Raw genomic sequence first — 16,615 nt, 5'->3', positions numbered from 1 at the left:
CCACCGGGCTCCGACGATCGTCGGCGGCGCTCACGCGGGCGCTCGGAGCTCCTCGAGAGCCGCCGAGATCCTATCGATCGCGACGTCGACGTCGTCGGTATCGACGTCGAGGTGGGTCGTGAATCGGGTCGTGTACGTGTCGAACGGGACGGCACCGACGTTCGCGTCAGCGCAGGCGTCGACCAGATCCGCGGCCGTGATCTCCGACTCGCGGGTGTACGCGACGACGATGTTCGTGTCGGGTGCGGGCGCGTCGACCCCGTCACACGCGTCGAGGCCGGCGGCGAGTCGCTCGGCGTTGGCGTGATCGTCGGCAAGCCGGTCGACGTTCTCCAGCGCGAGCAGCCCGGGCGCGGCGATCATCCCGGCCTGGCGCATGCCGCCGCCGAACAGCTTCCGCACGCGACGCGCCTCCTCGATGAACGCCTCGCTCCCGGCGAGGATCGAGCCGACCGGTGCGCCGAGGCCCTTCGAGAGACAGAACGTGACGGTGTCGACCGCATCGACGAGTTCGGGGGCGGAAACGTCGAGCGCGACGCTCGCGTTGAACAGCCGTGCGCCGTCGAGATGGACCGGAACCTCAGCGTCGTGAGCGACCTCGGCGGCGGTGTCGATCCGCCGTTTCGGCACCGCGGTGCCGCCCCGGTAGTTGTGGGTGTTCTCGAACGCCACCAGCCCGGTGCCGGGGCGATGGAGATCCTCGCCCACGAGCTCGCGCGCGACCGCGTCCGGCGTCGGTACGCAGCGGTCGCCGGCGTCGATCGTCCGCGTCTGGAGGCCGGCGAGCTGTGCCGCGCCCGCCAGCTCCCAGCGGTAGATGTGTGACTCACGCTCCAAGAGAAGCTCCTGGCCGGGCTCCGTGTGCGCTTTGACGGCGATCTGATTGCCCATCGTTCCGGAGGGAACGTACAGCGCCGCCTCCATGCCCACCGCCTCGGCGGCGCGGCGTTCGAGCTCGTTCACCGTCGGGTCGTCGCGGTACACGTCGTCGCCGACCTCGGCGTCCCGGGCGGCGTCGCGCATCGCCGCGGACGGCGTGGTGACCGTGTCGGAACGCAGGTCGATGAAGTCGTCGTCGGACATCTGGTGACCGTTCGTACTCCGGCCGACCGGAAATAGCTCGCGTTCCGTGTCCGGTCCGCCGCGGCGAGACGTCGGGATCGCGTCCTCGACGCGAGCTACCCCAACAGCAGCACGTACAGCGCCGCGGCGGCGATGAGCGTCACGAACAGGACGCTCCGGCCGATCCCGGTGCGGATCTCCGCGTCGACGCCGGCCCGAACGAGCAGCTCTCGCGGGTGCATCGCCGTCCACATCGTTACGCCGGCCAGCGACATCGTGAGTCGGTCGACGGCGGCCCACAGCTCCGTGACGCCCCACACCGCACCGCGGCCGAGATAGAACACGGCCGGATTGAGCACGACGTCGACGTCCCGCACGTGGTGTGCGAGCCAGCCGAGCGGGCGTTTCAGCGAGAAGAACCCGATGAAGCCGGCCGCCATCAGCGCCAGCCCCTTCTCGATGTGGCCGAACTGCAGCGGGTCGGCGTACCAGCTGTACGGCTCCGCCAGCGCGAACGTCGACTCCGCGAACGGCATGAGCCCGAGCTGCGTCTGCCAGGAGACGCCGAGCACGACGCAGGCGACCGCCGCCAGCGACATGCCGCCGAGCTGGAACGGCGTGGCGTCCGCGAGCCCGCGGTGCTCGCGCGAGGCCTCACCGTGGAAGAAGATGTAGTAGCCGAGCTTGATGAACGACATGAACGTGCCGACCGCGCCGACCATCAGCAGCCACCACAGCAGGTCGTAGCCGAAAAGCAGCGGCACGTTGCTCACCTGCTCGGTGGCGTCCAACACCAGTCCCTTCGAGACGTACCCGTTGAACCCGGGCACGGCCGTGATCGAGGCCGCCCCGATCACGTACACGAGGAACGCGAGCGGCATCACCTTCCAGAGCCCGCCCATCTCCTTGATGTAGTTCGAGCCGGTGCGGTAGATCACCACGCCGACCGCCATGAACAGCAGGCTCTTGTACAGGACGTTGTTGAACAGGTGCGCGAATCCGCCGGCGACGGCGAACTCGCCCCACTGTCCGCCGAGCGTCGCGAGACCGATCCCGGCGAGCATGTAGCCGACCTGGGCCTGGATGTGATACGACAGCAGGCGGCGCGGGTCGTACTGGAGCAGCGCGAAGAACACGCCGTAGACGGCCATGAAGCCGCCGAGATACGCGAGCCACCAGCCGCCATCGGGGAACGCGCGGTACATCACGTACACCGCGGTCTTCGTCGTGAACACCGAGAGGAACACCGACGCCGCGATGTGTGGCCGCGGGTACGTGTCCGGGATCCACGTGTGTAAGAACACGAACCCGCAGTTGATCCCGATCCCGACCGCCGCCAGCAGCGCCGCGGAGGCGTGGATCCCCGTCTCGTGGGTGAACAGGAACAGCTCGCCCGCCGGGACGGTCCCGGCGAGCGCCGCGCCGTGGAGCACGACCGCGCCGAGCAGGATCGTACCGCCGATCCCGTGGAAGATGGCGTAGCGGTAGCCAGCCCGGACGGCCTCGCCGCCGTAGTGCCACACGAGCAGCGTGCTGGTGACGGCCATCAGCTCCCAGAAGAAGATCACCGTGAGCCAGTCGCCGGCGTAGACGGTGCCGACCGTCGAGGCGACGTACAGCAGCGCAAAACTGGTCATCCATCGCGGTGCGCCGCTGCCGTACGCGTACAGCACCGCGGCGGTCGCGAGGAAGCCGACGACCAACCCCATCATCGCCGAGAACTGGTCGACGTTGAGCAGGACGACCGCGAACCCGAGGAACTCCGTCGCGAGGTGGGTGCCGTCGGGCGCGATCAGCGCCTGCACGAAGACGAACGCGGTCGCGAGCGCGCCGGCCGCATGCCCCAGCGCCCGCGGGAGCGCGACGACGAGCGCCGCCGCGAGCGTCAACAGGAGCCACGGCGGAACGGTCGTCACGAGCGTCTCGATCGCGCTCATGGTCGAGCCACCTCCTCGGGGAGCCGCGTGTCGACGATGCGCTCGATCAGCTCCAGAAAGCCCATCTCGTAGGGAATGACGCCGAGCAGCACCGCGAGCGCCATCGCCGTGAGGATCGGACCGAGCATGAACCACGTCGACTCGCGGCCGACCAGCGCGTCGACGCCGCGAACCCGGTCCCACCCGCCCGGCGGCGGTCCGCCGTGGTGGCCGTGGTCGTCGTGGTCGTCTCCGCCGTGGTGGCCGTGGTCGTCTCCGCCGTGGGCGTCGTGGTCTGTGGCATCGCCAGCGTCGTCATCGACGACCTCGTGGCCGTCAGCCGTGTCGTGGTCGTCCTCAGTCGACTCCACAGGCGCGCCGCCGGGACCGAACGGGACGTCGGCGTCGGACGGCTTCTGGTCGACGGCGTAGTCGCCGGTGTCGACCCGGTCCGCCGGCTGCGAGAAGTCCCGCTCGGAGGCGGCGAAGTCGGGTCGAATGACCCCGTCCTCGTCGGTCGGGAGGTCGCTTTCGGCAGTCTCGTCGTCGTCCTCCGCGTCCGGAATCGCCGACTCGTCGACGTCGGCCGAATCAGCGTCGTCGTCGTCGCGGCTGCCTGGCTCCGACTCGGCACGGCCGATGGGAGCCGCCGACTCGTCGTGGTCTTCTTCGTCGTCAGACCCCGCTTCGTCATCTCGTGGCTGGCCACCATCAGTGGCCGCGTCGTCCGCTGCGCGACCACCGTCCGTGGCCGCGTCGTCCGCTGCGCGACCACCGTCCGTGGCCGCGTCGTCCGCTGCGCGACCACCGTCCGTGGCCGCGTCGTCCGCTGCGCGACCACCGTCCGTGGCCGCCAGCGTCGACCGCGTTTCACCGCCCATCCGGAAGTCGACGAGGGGTTTGGCGTCGTGAGCGTCCTCCGACTCGAAGAACGCCGTGTACACGACCGGCCAGAAGTACGCCACGTTCAACACGCCGGAAAGCAACAGCGCGCCGACGAGATAGTAGGCGACGGGCGTCAGCTCCGCGCCCATCTGGATCCCGCCGATCAGCATGTAGTACTTGCTGACGAAGCCGGCAAGCAACGGGATCCCCGCCATCCCGGCGGCCGCGACGGTAAACGCCACCATCACGACCGGCATCCGCTTGCCGATCCCCGCCATCTCCGAGATGTAGTCGGTGTGGGTCTCGACGTGGATCGCCCCCGCACAGAAGAACAGCGTGAGCTTCATGAACGCGTGTGCGGGGATATGCAACAGCGCCCCGATCAGCCCGTACCAGCCGAACAGACCGAGCCCGAGGATGATGTAGCTCAGCTGGCTCACCGTCGAGTACGCGAGCCGCTGTTTCAGATGGTCCTTGCGGAGAGCGATGAGCGAGGCCGCCGTGAGCGTGATCGCGCCGATCGTCGACATCACCAGTCCGGCGGTGAAGCCGAACGGGAGCGACAGCGCGAACGTCAGCTCGGGCCCGAACACGTCGAGGATCACTCGCGAGACGCCGAACGCACCGGACTTGACGACCGCGACCGCGTGAAGCAGCCCGGAGACGGGCGTCGGTGCGACCATCGCCTCGGGAAGCCACTGATGAAGCGGCATGATCCCGGCTTTCACGCCGAAGCCGATCGCGAGCAGGAAGAACGCGAGCATCGCGAGGCCGGGGTCGGCGTTCGCCAGCTCCTGGATCCCGCCGGCGGTGAACGCGACCGTGCCCGCGAGCCAGTACACCATGACGGTGCCGGCCAGCACGAGCACGCCGCCGCCGAACATCGTGTACACGAGATACTTCCGACCGGCCGACCGGGCCTTCTCGTCTTCGTCGTGAGCGACCAGCGGATACGTCGCGATCGATAACAGCTCGTAGAAGACGAAGATCGTCACGAGGTTGCCGGCAAACGCGATCCCCATCGTCGCCGACAGCGAGACGGCGAACGCGGCGAAGTATCTGGTCTGGTTGATCTCGTCGTTGCCGCGCATGTAGCCGATGCTGTAAAACGAGGTGATGATCCAGAGCCCGGACGCGAGGAACGCGAACAGCATGCCGAGCGCGTCGGCACGGAGCGCGAACTCGATCCCGGGCAGGAACGTCGCCACGGTCGTCTCGTACACCTGGCCGTCGAGCACGCCCGGAAGCATCGACGCGACGACGGCGAACTTGACGACCGCCGCGAGGATCGTCCACCCCTCGCGAACGTTCGGGCTGCGGTACGACGCGACGATGAAGAACGTCGCGACGAACGAGACGAGCACCGCCAGTAGGGGTCGTAGGTCCTGAATCGGAACGTCGCTCATGCGAACACCTCCGTGAGGAACGGGTCGAGCAGATCCGCGAACAGCATCCCGGCGAAGCCGAGACCGACCGCGGTGATCGTCGTCGCGATCAGGACGACGAACGCGGCCGTCGGGACGCGGTCCGGAACGCCGGTCGTCGTCGGCGCGTCCGGCTCCGGCGCGACCGGCTCGTCGCCCGCTGCCGCGTGGCCGACGTCGTCGACGTGACTGCCATCAGCCGCCTGCCCGTCGTCATCCGCGTAACCGCCGTCGGTCGCGTGACCGCCGTCAGCCGCGACGACGTCGTGGTCGCCGTGGTCGCCGTGGTCGCCGTGGTCGCCGTGGCCGCCGTGGCCGTGATCGTCGTGGCTCTCGCCATGTCCGTGGTCGGGCAGTCCGACGCCGGCGAAGTACAGTTTCTCTATCAGCCGCGCGACGTACGCGAGCGTGAACAGCGTGCTGATGAAGATCACGGCCGCGATCGAGATCCCGATGACGCCGCCGCCGGCACCGCCCTCCTGGACGGCTCCGTACGCGATGTACCACTTGCCGAGGAAGCCGATCGACGGCGGAATACCGACCAGCGCGAGCCCGAGCACCGCGAGCGACCCCGCCGTGTACGGGGCGCGTCGTGCGAGGCTCGCGAGGTCACCGACCTGTCGCGCGCCGTAACCGAGCGCGAGCAGGCCGACCGCGAGAAACAGCCCGAACTTCAACAGTCCGTGGCCGACGAGATGGACGATCCCACCGAGCAGCGCCCACTCGTTCGCGAGCGCGACCGCGGCGGCGATCATCCCGAACTGCGCCACCGAGGAGTACGCGAACATCCGTTTGAGGTCGGACTGCATCGCCGCCAGCGCCGACCCGGTCAGGATCGAGACGCCGGCGACGACGAGCACGCCGAGCGTGATCGCCTCGTTCGCGGCGAGAAAGTCGACGGTGAACGCCGTGTACGTCACCCGGATCAGCGCGTACGCCGCCGCGGTCGACACCAGGGCGGCGACGTACGCCGTGACGGCGTCGGGCGCGCGCTGGTAGGCGTCCGGCTGCCACGTATGCACCGGGAACAGCGCGATCTTCAGCGCGAACCCGGCGACGATGAACGCGTAACCGGCCTGTATCAGGGGGTCGGTGTAGCCCGCGGCGGCGATCGCCGACTGCAGATCGATCATGTTCAGCGTTCCCGTGGCCAAGAAGACGTAGCCGACGCCGACGAGATACAGCGACGCGCCGACGGTTCCCAACACGAGATACTTCACCGAGGCGTACGCGCTCGCGCCCGACCGGTCCGCGGCGATGAGCGCGTACGTCGTCAGCCCAACGATCTCGAGGAAAACGAACATGTTGAACAGGTCGCCCGTGAGCACGACGCCCATCAGCCCGCCCGTGAGCAGCAGGTAGCCGCTGTAGAAGGCGTTCCCTCGCGGGCCGGCGACCCGCGAGAACGCGAGGGTGAGCACCGAGACGACCGCGACGAGGAGCACGACCGCCGCCGACAGCTCGTCGGCGACGAGCTCGATGCCGACCGGCGGCGCGAACCCGCCCAGTTCGTGGTTGAATCCGCCGCCCGTGTACACCGCCGCGGCGACGGCGGTCGCGGCAGCGGTCAGGCCGACCGTCGTCACGGCCGCGACGGACCAGCCGACGTCGTCGTATTTCAATCCGAGCGCGAGCGGAAGCGTCGCGGCCACGATGGGGACGACGACTAAAAGCGGGAGCAGGAGGTCGCTCACTGGTTCTCACCTCCGGTACGGAACTCGTTGCTGTCCGGAAGACTCCCTTCCTTGCGCATCATCTCGCGGAGCGTGTCCACTCTGAGAGTCCCGTACTCGTCGTGGATCCGGATACAGAGCGCGAGCCCGACTGCGGTGAGGCTCACGCCCACGACGATGGCCGTGAGAACGATCACGTGCGGGAGCGGGCTGACGTAGGCGGCACCCGCCTCCGTCCCCGGCGGAATGATCGGGATCGAACCCCCCTCGACGTACGCCGAGACGACGAACAGGAGGAAGATCGCCGTCTGGAACAGGTTGAGTCCGATTATCTTCTTCACCAGATGGGGGTTCGCGATCATCATATACAGGCCGATACACAACAGGAGCGAGAACGCCACGTAGGCGTGGCGTGTGGTGAGTACGTCGAACATGAGTAGGGACATCATCGGTACGTCGAACGTGAGCAGGGACGTCATCGGTCACCTCCGTCGGTCGAGTCGCCGCCGTCGGCCACGGCCATCCCGCCGCTCCGGTCGAACCCGACCGCAAGCAGGAAGAACAGCCCCATGAGCACGCCGCTCACGATCGCGGCGATACCGAGGATCTCCACGCCCTCCATCCCGTACGTGACGGGTTTCGGGATGGGGAGCAGCTCGTACTGGAGGAACGCGCCGCCGAGCGCCATCGTCGCTAGCCCGATGCCCGCGAATATCACCGTTCCGCCGACTGCGAGGCCGACGACGACCGTGTTCGCGAGCCACTGGCGCGTCGCGTCGATGCCGAACGCGAAGGCGATCATGAACACGACCGCGGCCATGATCGCGCCGCCCTGAAAGCCGCCGCCCGGCGATCCGGCACCGTGGAACGTGACGAACAGCCCGTAGGTGAACGCGAACGGTGCGACGATCTTCACCGTCGGCATGATGACCTGACTCTCCGTGTACGGCGTCCCCTGCCGCTCGACATCGGAAAGGTGCGGTCGGCCATCGTGGCCGGCAAGATCCACGGTCGCGTCGTCAGTGACGTCTCTCGCGGTACCGCCGTCGGGTGCGTCGACCGAATCCGTGGGATCGCTCATGCGAACACCTCCCGGTGAAGCACAACCATCGCGGCGACGCCGGCGGCGAACACGACCACTGCCTCGCCGAACGTGTCGAATCCGCGGTAGGCGGCCAACACCGCCATCACCGCGTTCTCGACACCCGTGTCGACGTACGTGTTCGCGATGTAGTACTGGGTGACATCAACGTTGCTCCACGCCGGTGCGTCCGGATCCCCGACTGCAGGGATCTCCGAGACAACGAGCAGCATCCCGACGAACAGCACGCCGACGGCCCCGGCAGCCGGCCAGTGTACCGACTCGAAGGCGACGTCGTGGTCGATCCGGGTCGTTTTCGCGAGCGTGAGAAGCAGCAGGATCGTCGTGACGCCCGCCGAGATGGCGGCTTCCGTCATCGCGACGTCGGGTGCGCGGTAGAACGTGTACAGCGCCGCCATCCCGAGGCTGTACGCCCCGAAGACGATGACCGCGGCGAGCACGTCACGCGCCAGCGCCGTCACGATCGCCGTGGCGACGACGAAGACGAACAGGCTCGCCTCGACGGCGGTGATCTCGGCGACCACCGGGGCCGGCGGGGCGGCAAGCGGGGAACTCGACGAGGTGGCAACGGCCGTCATCGCCGCTCATCCCCCTCCGTCCACGGTACGTACCCTTGCTCGAAGGCGGCCCTGGCGATCCCGTGTGCCGCCGTCGGGTTCGTCACGAAGATGAAAAACAGGAGGATCACGGATTTGAACCCCGCACCCTCCCAGCCGATGACGAGCGCGACCGCCGCCAGCGCGAAGCCGGCACCGAGCGTGTCGGCCTGTGAGGCGGTGTGGGCCCGCGAGTACACGTCGGGCAGCCGGATCACGCCGGTCATCGAGACGAAGGTGAAAAACAGCCCGACGATCACGAAGATGACGACGAGCGCCAGCCGAACCGGCTCGAGCGCGTCGATCACAGCACACCACCTCGTTCGACGGTGAACTTCGAGATGGCGATCGCCATCAGGAAGTTGAGCAGGGCGTAGATGAGCGCGATGTCGAGAAACGTCGGCTCCGACAGCGCCGCGCCGAGCATCGCGAGGATAACGACGGTGTTGGTGCCGAGCACGTTCACCGCGAGCACGCGGTCCTGCATCGTCGGCCCCTTCACCGCTCGGTACAGCATGCCGAGTGCGAGGACGACGAATCCGGCCGCGGCCGCAAGCAGGAAGTCGCCGACGGTGTAGCCCGCAACCACGGTGACGTCGACGAAGCTCATTCGTCGGTCACCTCCGCGTCGCTCTCGGCGTTGCGTTCGTCGGAATCACCACTGGTCTCCGCCGTCGTGCCGCCGTCCGCCTGTGCGATCGGAAGCTCCTCCGTCGCGTCCGGACCCTGAAGGATCGCGACATCGTCGCGTTCGCGCGGCGACGGTAGCCGCGCCGCCGCGCGGCCGTAGTAGACGAAACGAGTCCAGCGCTCGAGCCCACCGTCGAACAACCCCTCTCGGGCCCACGGGATGAGCGAGTGGACGTAGAGGTTCTCGTCGCGGGCGCGAGTCGTCAGCGTCCCCGGCGTCAGCGTGATCGAGTTCGCCAGCGTCATCAACGGGAGTCCGCGACCCACGAGCACCCGGACGCGGTTCATCGTCGGGTCGATCGGGAGCTTCGGGTCGAGGATCACTCGCGCGACAAGCAGGTTCGATTTGATGATCTCGGCGAGCAGCACCGGTAGATACACCATCCCACGGAGGATCCGGAGGGGCGTTTCCGGGAACGACGGCTCGTTGTCGAGGCTGATCCGCGACAGCGTGATCGCGACGATCGCCGCGCTGGCGACGCCGGTCACCCAGTCGAACCAGTACAGCGGGTCGCCGAGCACGAAGTAGAACAGCAGCGACACGCCGAAAAGCGAGGCGAACCGGACGCCGGTCAGCTCCTTCGCGAGCCGCTCGCGTCGCGTGGGGCGCTCGACAGGGGCTTCGGTGACGGACAACGACGTCCGGGAGAGCTCGAACTCCATCGGCTGCAGCAGCGTCGTGTTACCGACGGGCGTGTACTCCGGGTCCAACACGACCGCGTCCGCGTCGTGCGCCGCGGCGTACGCCGCCAGCTGGCGAGCGTACTCGCTCGGGCCGAACATGTAGTTCTCCTCGCCGACGATGGCGGTTCGAACGTCGACGCTCCGCCCGACATCGGCAAGGTCCTGTTCGACCCACGCACGAGCGCGTTCGAGGATTCGCTGTGCGTCCGCACGCCGCTGTGCCGTCTCCGGGTCCTCCTCGCGCCACGAGGCGAGAACCACGAAGTGGATCGCCGCGTACTCGTCGCGCATTGCGGCTTCGGTGACGTACGCGACGGTCGACCGAAGCGTCGACGTCGCCTCGACCGGCACCACGACGGCTCCGGATGGCATGGAGTCGGCGTCAGCCACCGGGACCACCCCCGGGCGGGTCGGATACGACTGTGACGGTGCACATGTAGGTATCTATCCGAGGGGTGATCCTACCGGCCCAAAACAGTTCTTATCTTCGGTGAGACGGCGATGTGTCGGGCAGGGATGAACTCTCTCCGGCTTTTGGTGATCGAGTGTTTTGAATCTACTCCGTGTGATGATCCTTTTTCAAGACCTCGGCCAATCGGTCGGCGATCCGGCCGGCGACGACGTCCTTCGTACCGGTGGCGACCGCCGGCTCATCCGCGTCCGAACCGACGAGCAGAACGCGAGTCTCGTCGTCTCCCATGACGCTCGCGTCGTTGGCAACGACGAACGCGAGTCCGACGCGCTCGCGGATCCGATCGGCCTCCGCGATCATCGCCGCATCGTCGCCCGACGTCTCGGCTTTGAAGCCGACGATCGGAAGGTCGGGATGCGCCTCGCGGACGGAGTCGATGAGCTTCGGCGTCGGTTCCAGATCCAGCGCGAGCGGCGATCCGGACCGGATCTTCTCCTGGACGGCGTCGGCCGTGAAGTCGGATATGGCGGCCGCCGACAGCAGCGCGTCAGCCGTCGACGCCGCCTCCCGGCATGCCCGCATCATCTCGTCTGCGGTCTCCACGCCGATCACGTCGGCGTACGCCACGTCGGACCCGTCGTGAATCAGCGTCACGTCCGCTCCGCGGACGTACAGCGCGCGAGCGACCGCACGACCGGTCTTTCCCGACGCGCGGTTCGTGATGATCCGGATCGGGTCGATCCGCTCTTTCGTCGCGCCCGCGGTGACGACCACGTGGCGTCCCGACAGCGAGTCGGGCGTCGTCGCCCGGGCGAGCTCCGTAATGATCTCCGACTCGGCCGCGATCTTCGCTTTCCCCTCGGCCACTCTGGGGTCGGCGAACCGCACGCCCCACGCCGAAAGCGTGTCGAGCGCGTCGAGTACGCCGGGGTGGTCGTACATCGGCTCGTGCATCGCCGGCGCCATCACGACCGGCGTCCCGGCGCCGATCGCGGTCGTCGCACAGGTCGTCACTGGCGTGTCGTCGACGGCCCCCGCGATCTTTCCGGCGGTGTTCGCGGTCGCCGGCGCGAGCAGGAGCACGTCGGCCCAGCCGTCGTGGCCGCACAGCTCGACGTGCTCGACGTCGCCGGTGATCTCGGTAACGACGGGCTCGTCGGTCGCGAAATCGACCGCCCATGGATGAATGATGTTCGTCGCCGCCGGGGTCATGACGGCGCGGACGCTCGCGCCGTGACGGCGGAGTTCGTGTGCGAGTTCGACGACCTTCACCGCCGCGATGCTGCCCGACACGCCGAGCGCGACGTTGACCCCCTGAAGCATTAGCGGAGCGTTACCGCTCCGGTGTTAAATATCGTCCCGTCCCCCGGCGGTCGATGCCGTCGTCGCTGACGGGAGGACACGACCGGCAGTGGATCAACGGGAGGACACGACCGGCCGTGAACGAACGGAGCGACGCGACCGTGTCTGGGTGTTCATCCAGTGGGCCGGACGCCGCGGATCAGCCGAAGCAGGTCGCGGCGAGCGTGGTCAGGCGACTCGTCGATCGGATACGCGCCGCCTGCGAGCAGATACTCCTCGACGGACCAGACCGCGAGCAAGGCCTCGACGGGGACGACGCGCTCGCCGACGCCCGAGTCGGCCTCGACGCGACAACGCCCGCGGAACGTCGACAGCGTCGCTGGCGAGGCTGCGGGGTCGTCAACGACGATCTCGCGGTTCTCCCGATGCGTGACATCCTCGATCGCGTTGTCCGCGAGACGCTCCCGGAAGCCGTCTCGGGCGCGGTGCTCCACGAGCCGCGTGAGCGGCGGATTCGGCGACGTGGGCGGACGGATGCGGAGGTGGCTAGCGAAAAAGAACGGACGAAGCCCATCGGAGGTGGTACGTGCGTCGGCGTCCGCCGGTTCGTCGGAAGTAACCCGTTCGTACCGGACCGTCTCCGCAGTGACGGTGACGGGGCCGGCCGAGAACGGACGCTCCTCGGTCGTTGTAACCCGTCGCCAGCCCGCAAGCCGGTCGGACGGGACGTGAGGTGGGTCCATGAGGTACCGTGGTCGGCCGGACGACGATGCGCGGACGGGCAACAGCGGATCCGGTGGTCAGTCCTTGCGCTTGACGACGTCGCCCAGCGTCATCGTGCCGGAGTCGCTCGACTCCCACTCGGCGTCGACCTCCTCGCCCTCGACGAGCGAGATGTCGAGTGCGCGTTCGAGCTTTCGCTGGACCTCGTCGGTCGGCAGCGTGTCGCCGCGTTCGAGCTTTCGGATGAGACTCGCCTTCTCGTTGAGCTGATCGGCGAGCTCCTCCTGGCTGAGCTCCTCGGCCTCCCGGGCGTTCCGGATCCGGTCGTCGTAGTCGGTGGCGACCTCGTCCATGTCGTCGAACATGTCGCGACGACGACTGGAGCCGCCGGAAGAGCCGGAGCTCGACGAGGAGCCGGACGACGACGAGGCCGTCCCCGAGCTGGAGGTAGTCGAGTACTTGCTGCCGCCGGAGTCGCTCGACTCCTGTCGGACCTCGGTTCCGAAGTCGGTACAGGAGCTACACAGCTCCAACTCCGCGCCTTCGACCTTCGTCGTCGTCAGCGAGGCCTGGTCGGCACCACACATCTCACACTGGGGCATACGCGGAGGTAACGCTCCCGGTCGTATAAAGGGTACGCCGCGGCTTCGCGTTCGGTCCACGGATCGGCCGCCGCGTCGCGAGCCGAACCGCAGCTCCGCGTCAGACGAACGTCGTTCGACAACGAACGCTTAATAGGCGCGCTACAGACCGTACGGAGTATGAACGGTCCACCGGAGGAGATCACGTCGCTCGTCGGTCGTGAGGTGTACTCGAACAACGGAGTGTTCGTCGGCGAGGTGGAAGACGTCCGCCTCGATCTCGACGCGCAGTCGGTCACCGGACTCGCGTTAGGCGAACTCAACCACGAACTGTTCGCCGGACGCGTCGATCGAAACACCGGCGTCATCGTCCCGTACCGTTGGGTTCGCGCAGTCGGTGACGTCGTGCTGATCAACGACGTGATCGAGCGACTCGACACGGGAGAGGAAGACGTCGAGTCCGAATCCGACGTGGCGTAGTCCGTCAAAGCGACTTCTCGGTACGACTGTCGGAACGATCGCGACCGAGGGGTCTCGAACGGAACGGGTTCCGAACCGAACGCGTCTCGAACCGAACGGGTGCGGGCGTCATAGAGCAGCTCACACTGATAGCAGAGTCGCTCAGTGCAGCCATCTCGGTGATCGATGTCGGGCGTACGTCGCTCACGAGGGTGGATGAGGGGTTTATACGTGATTGCGTGATGGATCTGGAGGTGATTTATAAGTGAGTCGCGGGAGCGATAGCTCCGCAACGAACGATCTGAAAGCCCCAGCCGGGAGGCGGGCGCACGCTCGCTGCGCGCTTCGGTCGCTCACGTCGTTCGCTCCCTGCAGTGCTTGTGTCGCCTGCGCCCGCCTCCCGGCTGCCCCTTTCAACCCCACCCGACCGCACCGCAACCGCACCTCGCGCCTCCCCAGCCTCGTCGGCGGCTCGCGCGTTCCGCGCTCGCCGCCGCCTCCCTCGCACGCGCTCCTCGCGCTCTTTCCAGAGCGCTCGGAGGCGCGCGCCAACCGCCCGCCGTCACCTGATATATAAATCATGCTCTGCGGTGTGGTTGCGGTGGCGCGCGCCGCGAGCGGGCCAGCGGCCCGCGAGTCGCGAGGGCGACCGGAGGGAGCCCTCGGATGCGAACGGCGAAGCCGTGAGCGAGCGCGCGAGGGAGACCGGAGGGGCCGCCGAGCGGTTCCGGCGGCCCCTCCGGTCGAGGCTGGGGTGGTCCGAGGCTGCGGTGCGGGGCGGGACTGGAAGGGGCAGCCGCGAGGGCGAAGCCCGGCGACGTAAGGACCGCAAGGAGCGAACGCAGTGAGCGACTGAGGACCGCAGCGAGCCGCGCGAGCCGTCGCGGCTGGGGCTTCCAAGGAACTCTCCTCTCCACCGCTCATTTATATACCACTCCTCTCCACATCGAGTGAGCCTTTATAAGCATCTACTCGATCTTACACTGCACAATATACGCCCGGTACCGATCGCCGCGATGGATGCACTGAGCGGTTCTCGTGTCGGTGTATGAAGTGTCTATAACACCCTCTACGGCGGTGGCTGGCGACGGAGACTCGCTGCGGAGAAACGCTCGAGTGCGGGTGGTTAGGTGACGGTCACGCGACGTTGAAGCCCTTATCGCGGAGGAAATCCTCCACGCGACCCGAATGGTTCCCCTGCAGCTCGATGGCGTCGTCCTCGACGGTGCCGCCGCAGGCGAACTTCGATTTCAGGTCCGAGGATAGCGAATCCATGTCCACGTCCTTCGGGTCGAATCCTTCGATGACCGTTACCTCCTTACCGTATCTGCGCTCGTCGATGCGGATGCTGATCTGCTGGGACTCCTTGGCGACGTCCTCGCAGACGCAGAGTTCCTGGGGCAGCCCGCACGTCGAGCAGACTTCCGACATTACGATCCGAGATACTGGACCCCGGTATTAAATAGTGTCGGGAGTGGTGGAGACGAAACTGCACAGGCGTTCGCACACGCTACGCTGCGTATCGCGCGAAATCGGGGATGTAGCTCCGTGACAGAGCGAAACCAGCGGCGGCTCCGTGTTTCGAAACGTTGCGCCCGACCGCCTCACCGAACGTTGCGCCCGACCGCCTCACCGAACGTTGCGCCCGACCGCCTCACCGAACGTTGCGCCCGACCGCCTCACCGAACGTTGCGCCCGACCGCCTCACCGAACGTTGCGCCCGACCGCTTCACCGAACTCCTCCGCACCAGTCACCGGATCTCGTTCGTACACGACCTCGCCGCGGACAACGGTGAGCTCGGGGAACACGCCCTGTGAGCCTTCGAACGGGGTCCAGCCACAGCGGCTGTGGAGCGCCCCGGCCTCGATCTCGCGCGGATTCGTCAGGTCGACGAGCACGAGATCGGCGTCCCGGCCCTCCTCGATCCGTCCCTTGCGGTCCAGTCCGAATATCGACGCCGGGTTCGCGGCGACGACGTCGCGAACCCGCTCCAGCGACAGTTCGCCGGTCCGCACGGCCTCGAGGAGAAGCGGATACATCGTCTCGACGCCGGGGACGCCGCTCGGGGCGTCCGAGAGCGTCTGGCGCTTCTCCGAAACGGTGTGGGGCGCGTGGTCGGTTGCGACCACGTCGACGTCGCCGTCGCGAAGCCGCTCGAAGACGGCAGCACGGCGCTCCTCGGACCGAAGCGGCGGGTTCATCCGGCCGAATGTGCCGAGTCGACGCGCGTTCTCTCGCGAAAGGAACAGGTGATGCGGTGTGACCTCGCAGGTCGCCTCCGAGTCGGCGACGACGTCGATCCCCTCCGGTGTCGAGGTGTGTGCGATGTGCACCTGCGCGTCGCCGTCCGCGCCGGCGTCGACCGCGCGCTCGATCGCGGCAGCCTCGGCCGCGGTGGTCCGATACGCGGACCACGGGTCGGCGTTCGCGGCGGTCCCTACGCCGCCCAGATCAGCGTCGAGCGCGGACTCGTCGAACAGCGTGGCGTCTTCCGCGTGGACGGTGACGGGGACGTCGCGAGCGGCGGCCTCGGCGAGTGCCTCCTCGAACAGGCCCATCTCGATCCCCATCTCGCCCGTCGAGTCGGCGAGGAACACCTCACCGAGCGCGAACAGCGGGCGGTCGAAGAGGCTATCGGGGTCCCAGCCGGCGGTGACGCCGCCGTTGATCCCGAAATCGACGTACGACGCCGTCGACGCCATCGACGCCTTGGTGTCGAACGCCGCGCCGTCGACGGTTGGCGGCGAGGTGTTCGGCTGGTCGACGACGGTCGTCACGCCGCCGGCGGCAGCGCTGCGTGACCCCGTACCCCACGTCTCCTTGTGGCTTCCGCCCGGCTCTCTGAAGTGGACGTGCACGTCGACCGCTCCCGGCAGGAGGTGTCGACCGCGGGCGTCGACCGCGCGTTCGCCGGCGACGGGATCGAGACCCCGATCGACCGCGACGATCCGCCCCTCACGCACCCGTACGTCACGAACGCGTCCGTCCGCCAGCTCCGCGCCGGTGATGAGCATGGTGTGGCCGTCGGCGGCGAGGGGATAAATCGTACCGGTTCGAGGCGGGTGTCGTGGGAAACGTCATCGTCGCTCCGATACGGTTTTGAGT

At 67.7% G+C, this 16,615-nt stretch carries 16 protein-coding genes; 1 reads left to right on the top strand and 15 read right to left on the bottom strand.

What is annotated here, in order from left to right:
- Window positions 1-30: 30 nt before the first annotated feature.
- From ACYQ0R_RS03470 to ACYQ0R_RS03410, 13 genes are all read right to left on the bottom strand, one after another.
- A complete protein-coding gene (locus tag ACYQ0R_RS03470) occupies window positions 31-1,083 on the bottom strand; it encodes a threonine aldolase family protein (RefSeq protein ID WP_459820939.1) in 1,053 nt (350 codons plus the stop codon).
- Window positions 1,084-1,178: 95 nt separating this feature from the next.
- On the bottom strand, window positions 1,179-2,999 hold the full coding sequence (locus ACYQ0R_RS03465) for a Na(+)/H(+) antiporter subunit D (RefSeq protein WP_459820938.1): 1,821 nt from the start codon (window positions 2,997-2,999) through the stop codon (window positions 1,179-1,181).
- Complete coding sequence (locus tag ACYQ0R_RS03460; RefSeq protein ID WP_459820937.1) at window positions 2,996-5,269, bottom strand: cation:proton antiporter; 2,274 nt, start codon at window positions 5,267-5,269, stop codon at window positions 2,996-2,998. The genes ACYQ0R_RS03465 and ACYQ0R_RS03460 overlap by 4 nt, the downstream gene beginning before the upstream one ends.
- Entirely contained in the window at window positions 5,266-6,981 is a 1,716-nt protein-coding gene (locus ACYQ0R_RS03455) for a proton-conducting transporter transmembrane domain-containing protein (protein WP_459820936.1), read from the bottom strand. The genes ACYQ0R_RS03460 and ACYQ0R_RS03455 overlap by 4 nt, the downstream gene beginning before the upstream one ends.
- Window positions 6,978-7,439 carry a cation:proton antiporter subunit C gene (locus ACYQ0R_RS03450; RefSeq protein WP_459820935.1) on the bottom strand — a complete coding sequence of 154 codons (462 nt, stop codon included), beginning with the start codon at window positions 7,437-7,439 and terminating at the stop codon, window positions 6,978-6,980. Before ACYQ0R_RS03450 ends, ACYQ0R_RS03455 begins: the two co-directional genes overlap by 4 nt.
- Complete coding sequence (locus ACYQ0R_RS03445) at window positions 7,436-8,041, bottom strand: MnhB domain-containing protein (protein ID WP_459820934.1); 606 nt, start codon at window positions 8,039-8,041, stop codon at window positions 7,436-7,438. The genes ACYQ0R_RS03450 and ACYQ0R_RS03445 overlap by 4 nt, the downstream gene beginning before the upstream one ends.
- Entirely contained in the window at window positions 8,038-8,640 is a 603-nt protein-coding gene (locus ACYQ0R_RS03440) for a DUF4040 domain-containing protein (protein WP_459820933.1), read from the bottom strand. The genes ACYQ0R_RS03445 and ACYQ0R_RS03440 overlap by 4 nt, the downstream gene beginning before the upstream one ends.
- Complete coding sequence (gene mnhG / locus ACYQ0R_RS03435; protein WP_459825653.1) at window positions 8,637-8,963, bottom strand: monovalent cation/H(+) antiporter subunit G; 327 nt, start codon at window positions 8,961-8,963, stop codon at window positions 8,637-8,639. The genes ACYQ0R_RS03440 and mnhG overlap by 4 nt, the downstream gene beginning before the upstream one ends.
- Window positions 8,963-9,268 carry a cation:proton antiporter gene (locus tag ACYQ0R_RS03430; protein ID WP_459820932.1) on the bottom strand — a complete coding sequence of 102 codons (306 nt, stop codon included), beginning with the start codon at window positions 9,266-9,268 and terminating at the stop codon, window positions 8,963-8,965. Before ACYQ0R_RS03430 ends, mnhG begins: the two co-directional genes overlap by 1 nt.
- Window positions 9,265-10,476, bottom strand: a complete 1,212-nt coding sequence (locus tag ACYQ0R_RS03425) for a monovalent cation/H+ antiporter subunit E (protein ID WP_459825651.1) — start codon at window positions 10,474-10,476, stop codon at window positions 9,265-9,267. The genes ACYQ0R_RS03430 and ACYQ0R_RS03425 overlap by 4 nt, the downstream gene beginning before the upstream one ends.
- 112 nt (window positions 10,477-10,588) lie before the next feature.
- Window positions 10,589-11,767 (bottom strand): bifunctional phosphopantothenoylcysteine decarboxylase/phosphopantothenate--cysteine ligase CoaBC, encoded by a 1,179-nt coding sequence (gene coaBC / locus ACYQ0R_RS03420; RefSeq protein ID WP_459820931.1) that lies wholly within the window; start codon window positions 11,765-11,767, stop codon window positions 10,589-10,591.
- A gap of 152 nt (window positions 11,768-11,919) precedes the next feature.
- Entirely contained in the window at window positions 11,920-12,489 is a 570-nt protein-coding gene (locus tag ACYQ0R_RS03415) for a DUF6517 family protein (protein ID WP_459820930.1), read from the bottom strand.
- A gap of 57 nt (window positions 12,490-12,546) precedes the next feature.
- Window positions 12,547-13,071, bottom strand: a complete 525-nt coding sequence (locus ACYQ0R_RS03410; RefSeq protein ID WP_459820929.1) for a multiprotein bridging factor aMBF1 — start codon at window positions 13,069-13,071, stop codon at window positions 12,547-12,549.
- A gap of 159 nt (window positions 13,072-13,230) precedes the next feature.
- On the opposite strand from ACYQ0R_RS03410, the gene ACYQ0R_RS03405 reads away from it, so the two are divergent.
- Complete coding sequence (locus ACYQ0R_RS03405; protein ID WP_459820928.1) at window positions 13,231-13,530, top strand: PRC-barrel domain-containing protein; 300 nt, start codon at window positions 13,231-13,233, stop codon at window positions 13,528-13,530.
- A gap of 1,116 nt (window positions 13,531-14,646) precedes the next feature.
- On the opposite strand, the gene yciH is transcribed toward ACYQ0R_RS03405, so the two are convergent.
- Window positions 14,647-14,940 carry a stress response translation initiation inhibitor YciH gene (gene yciH / locus ACYQ0R_RS03400; protein ID WP_459820927.1) on the bottom strand — a complete coding sequence of 98 codons (294 nt, stop codon included), beginning with the start codon at window positions 14,938-14,940 and terminating at the stop codon, window positions 14,647-14,649.
- A gap of 273 nt (window positions 14,941-15,213) precedes the next feature.
- Complete coding sequence (locus tag ACYQ0R_RS03395) at window positions 15,214-16,524, bottom strand: dihydroorotase (protein WP_459820926.1); 1,311 nt, start codon at window positions 16,522-16,524, stop codon at window positions 15,214-15,216.
- Window positions 16,525-16,615 lie beyond the last annotated feature (91 nt).

Source organism: Halorubrum luteum (genome assembly GCF_054652935.1).
The sequence above is the reverse complement of the archived record's forward strand: the minus strand, read 5'-3'. Positions and strand labels throughout refer to the sequence as shown.

Bases quoted from the DNA above. Each gene is read 5' to 3' on its own strand.
- ACYQ0R_RS03410 (WP_459820929.1), bottom strand. From the start codon at position 13,071: ATGCCCCAGTGTGAGATGTGTGGTGCCGACCAGGCCTCGCTGACGACG.
- ACYQ0R_RS03460 (WP_459820937.1), bottom strand. From the start codon at position 5,269: ATGAGCGACGTTCCGATTCAGGACCTACGACCCCTACTGGCGGTGCTC.
- ACYQ0R_RS03395 (WP_459820926.1), bottom strand. From the start codon at position 16,524: ATGCTCATCACCGGCGCGGAGCTGGCGGACGGACGCGTTCGTGACGTA.
- coaBC (WP_459820931.1), bottom strand. From the start codon at position 11,767: ATGCTTCAGGGGGTCAACGTCGCGCTCGGCGTGTCGGGCAGCATCGCG.
- yciH (WP_459820927.1), bottom strand. From the start codon at position 14,940: ATGTCGGAAGTCTGCTCGACGTGCGGGCTGCCCCAGGAACTCTGCGTC.
- ACYQ0R_RS03445 (WP_459820934.1), bottom strand. From the start codon at position 8,041: ATGAGCGATCCCACGGATTCGGTCGACGCACCCGACGGCGGTACCGCG.
- ACYQ0R_RS03415 (WP_459820930.1), bottom strand. From the start codon at position 12,489: ATGGACCCACCTCACGTCCCGTCCGACCGGCTTGCGGGCTGGCGACGG.
- ACYQ0R_RS03430 (WP_459820932.1), bottom strand. From the start codon at position 9,268: ATGAGCTTCGTCGACGTCACCGTGGTTGCGGGCTACACCGTCGGCGAC.
- ACYQ0R_RS03405 (WP_459820928.1), top strand. From the start codon at position 13,231: ATGAACGGTCCACCGGAGGAGATCACGTCGCTCGTCGGTCGTGAGGTG.
- ACYQ0R_RS03450 (WP_459820935.1), bottom strand. From the start codon at position 7,439: ATGACGTCCCTGCTCACGTTCGACGTACCGATGATGTCCCTACTCATG.
- ACYQ0R_RS03465 (WP_459820938.1), bottom strand. From the start codon at position 2,999: ATGAGCGCGATCGAGACGCTCGTGACGACCGTTCCGCCGTGGCTCCTG.
- ACYQ0R_RS03470 (WP_459820939.1), bottom strand. From the start codon at position 1,083: ATGTCCGACGACGACTTCATCGACCTGCGTTCCGACACGGTCACCACG.
- ACYQ0R_RS03440 (WP_459820933.1), bottom strand. From the start codon at position 8,640: ATGACGGCCGTTGCCACCTCGTCGAGTTCCCCGCTTGCCGCCCCGCCG.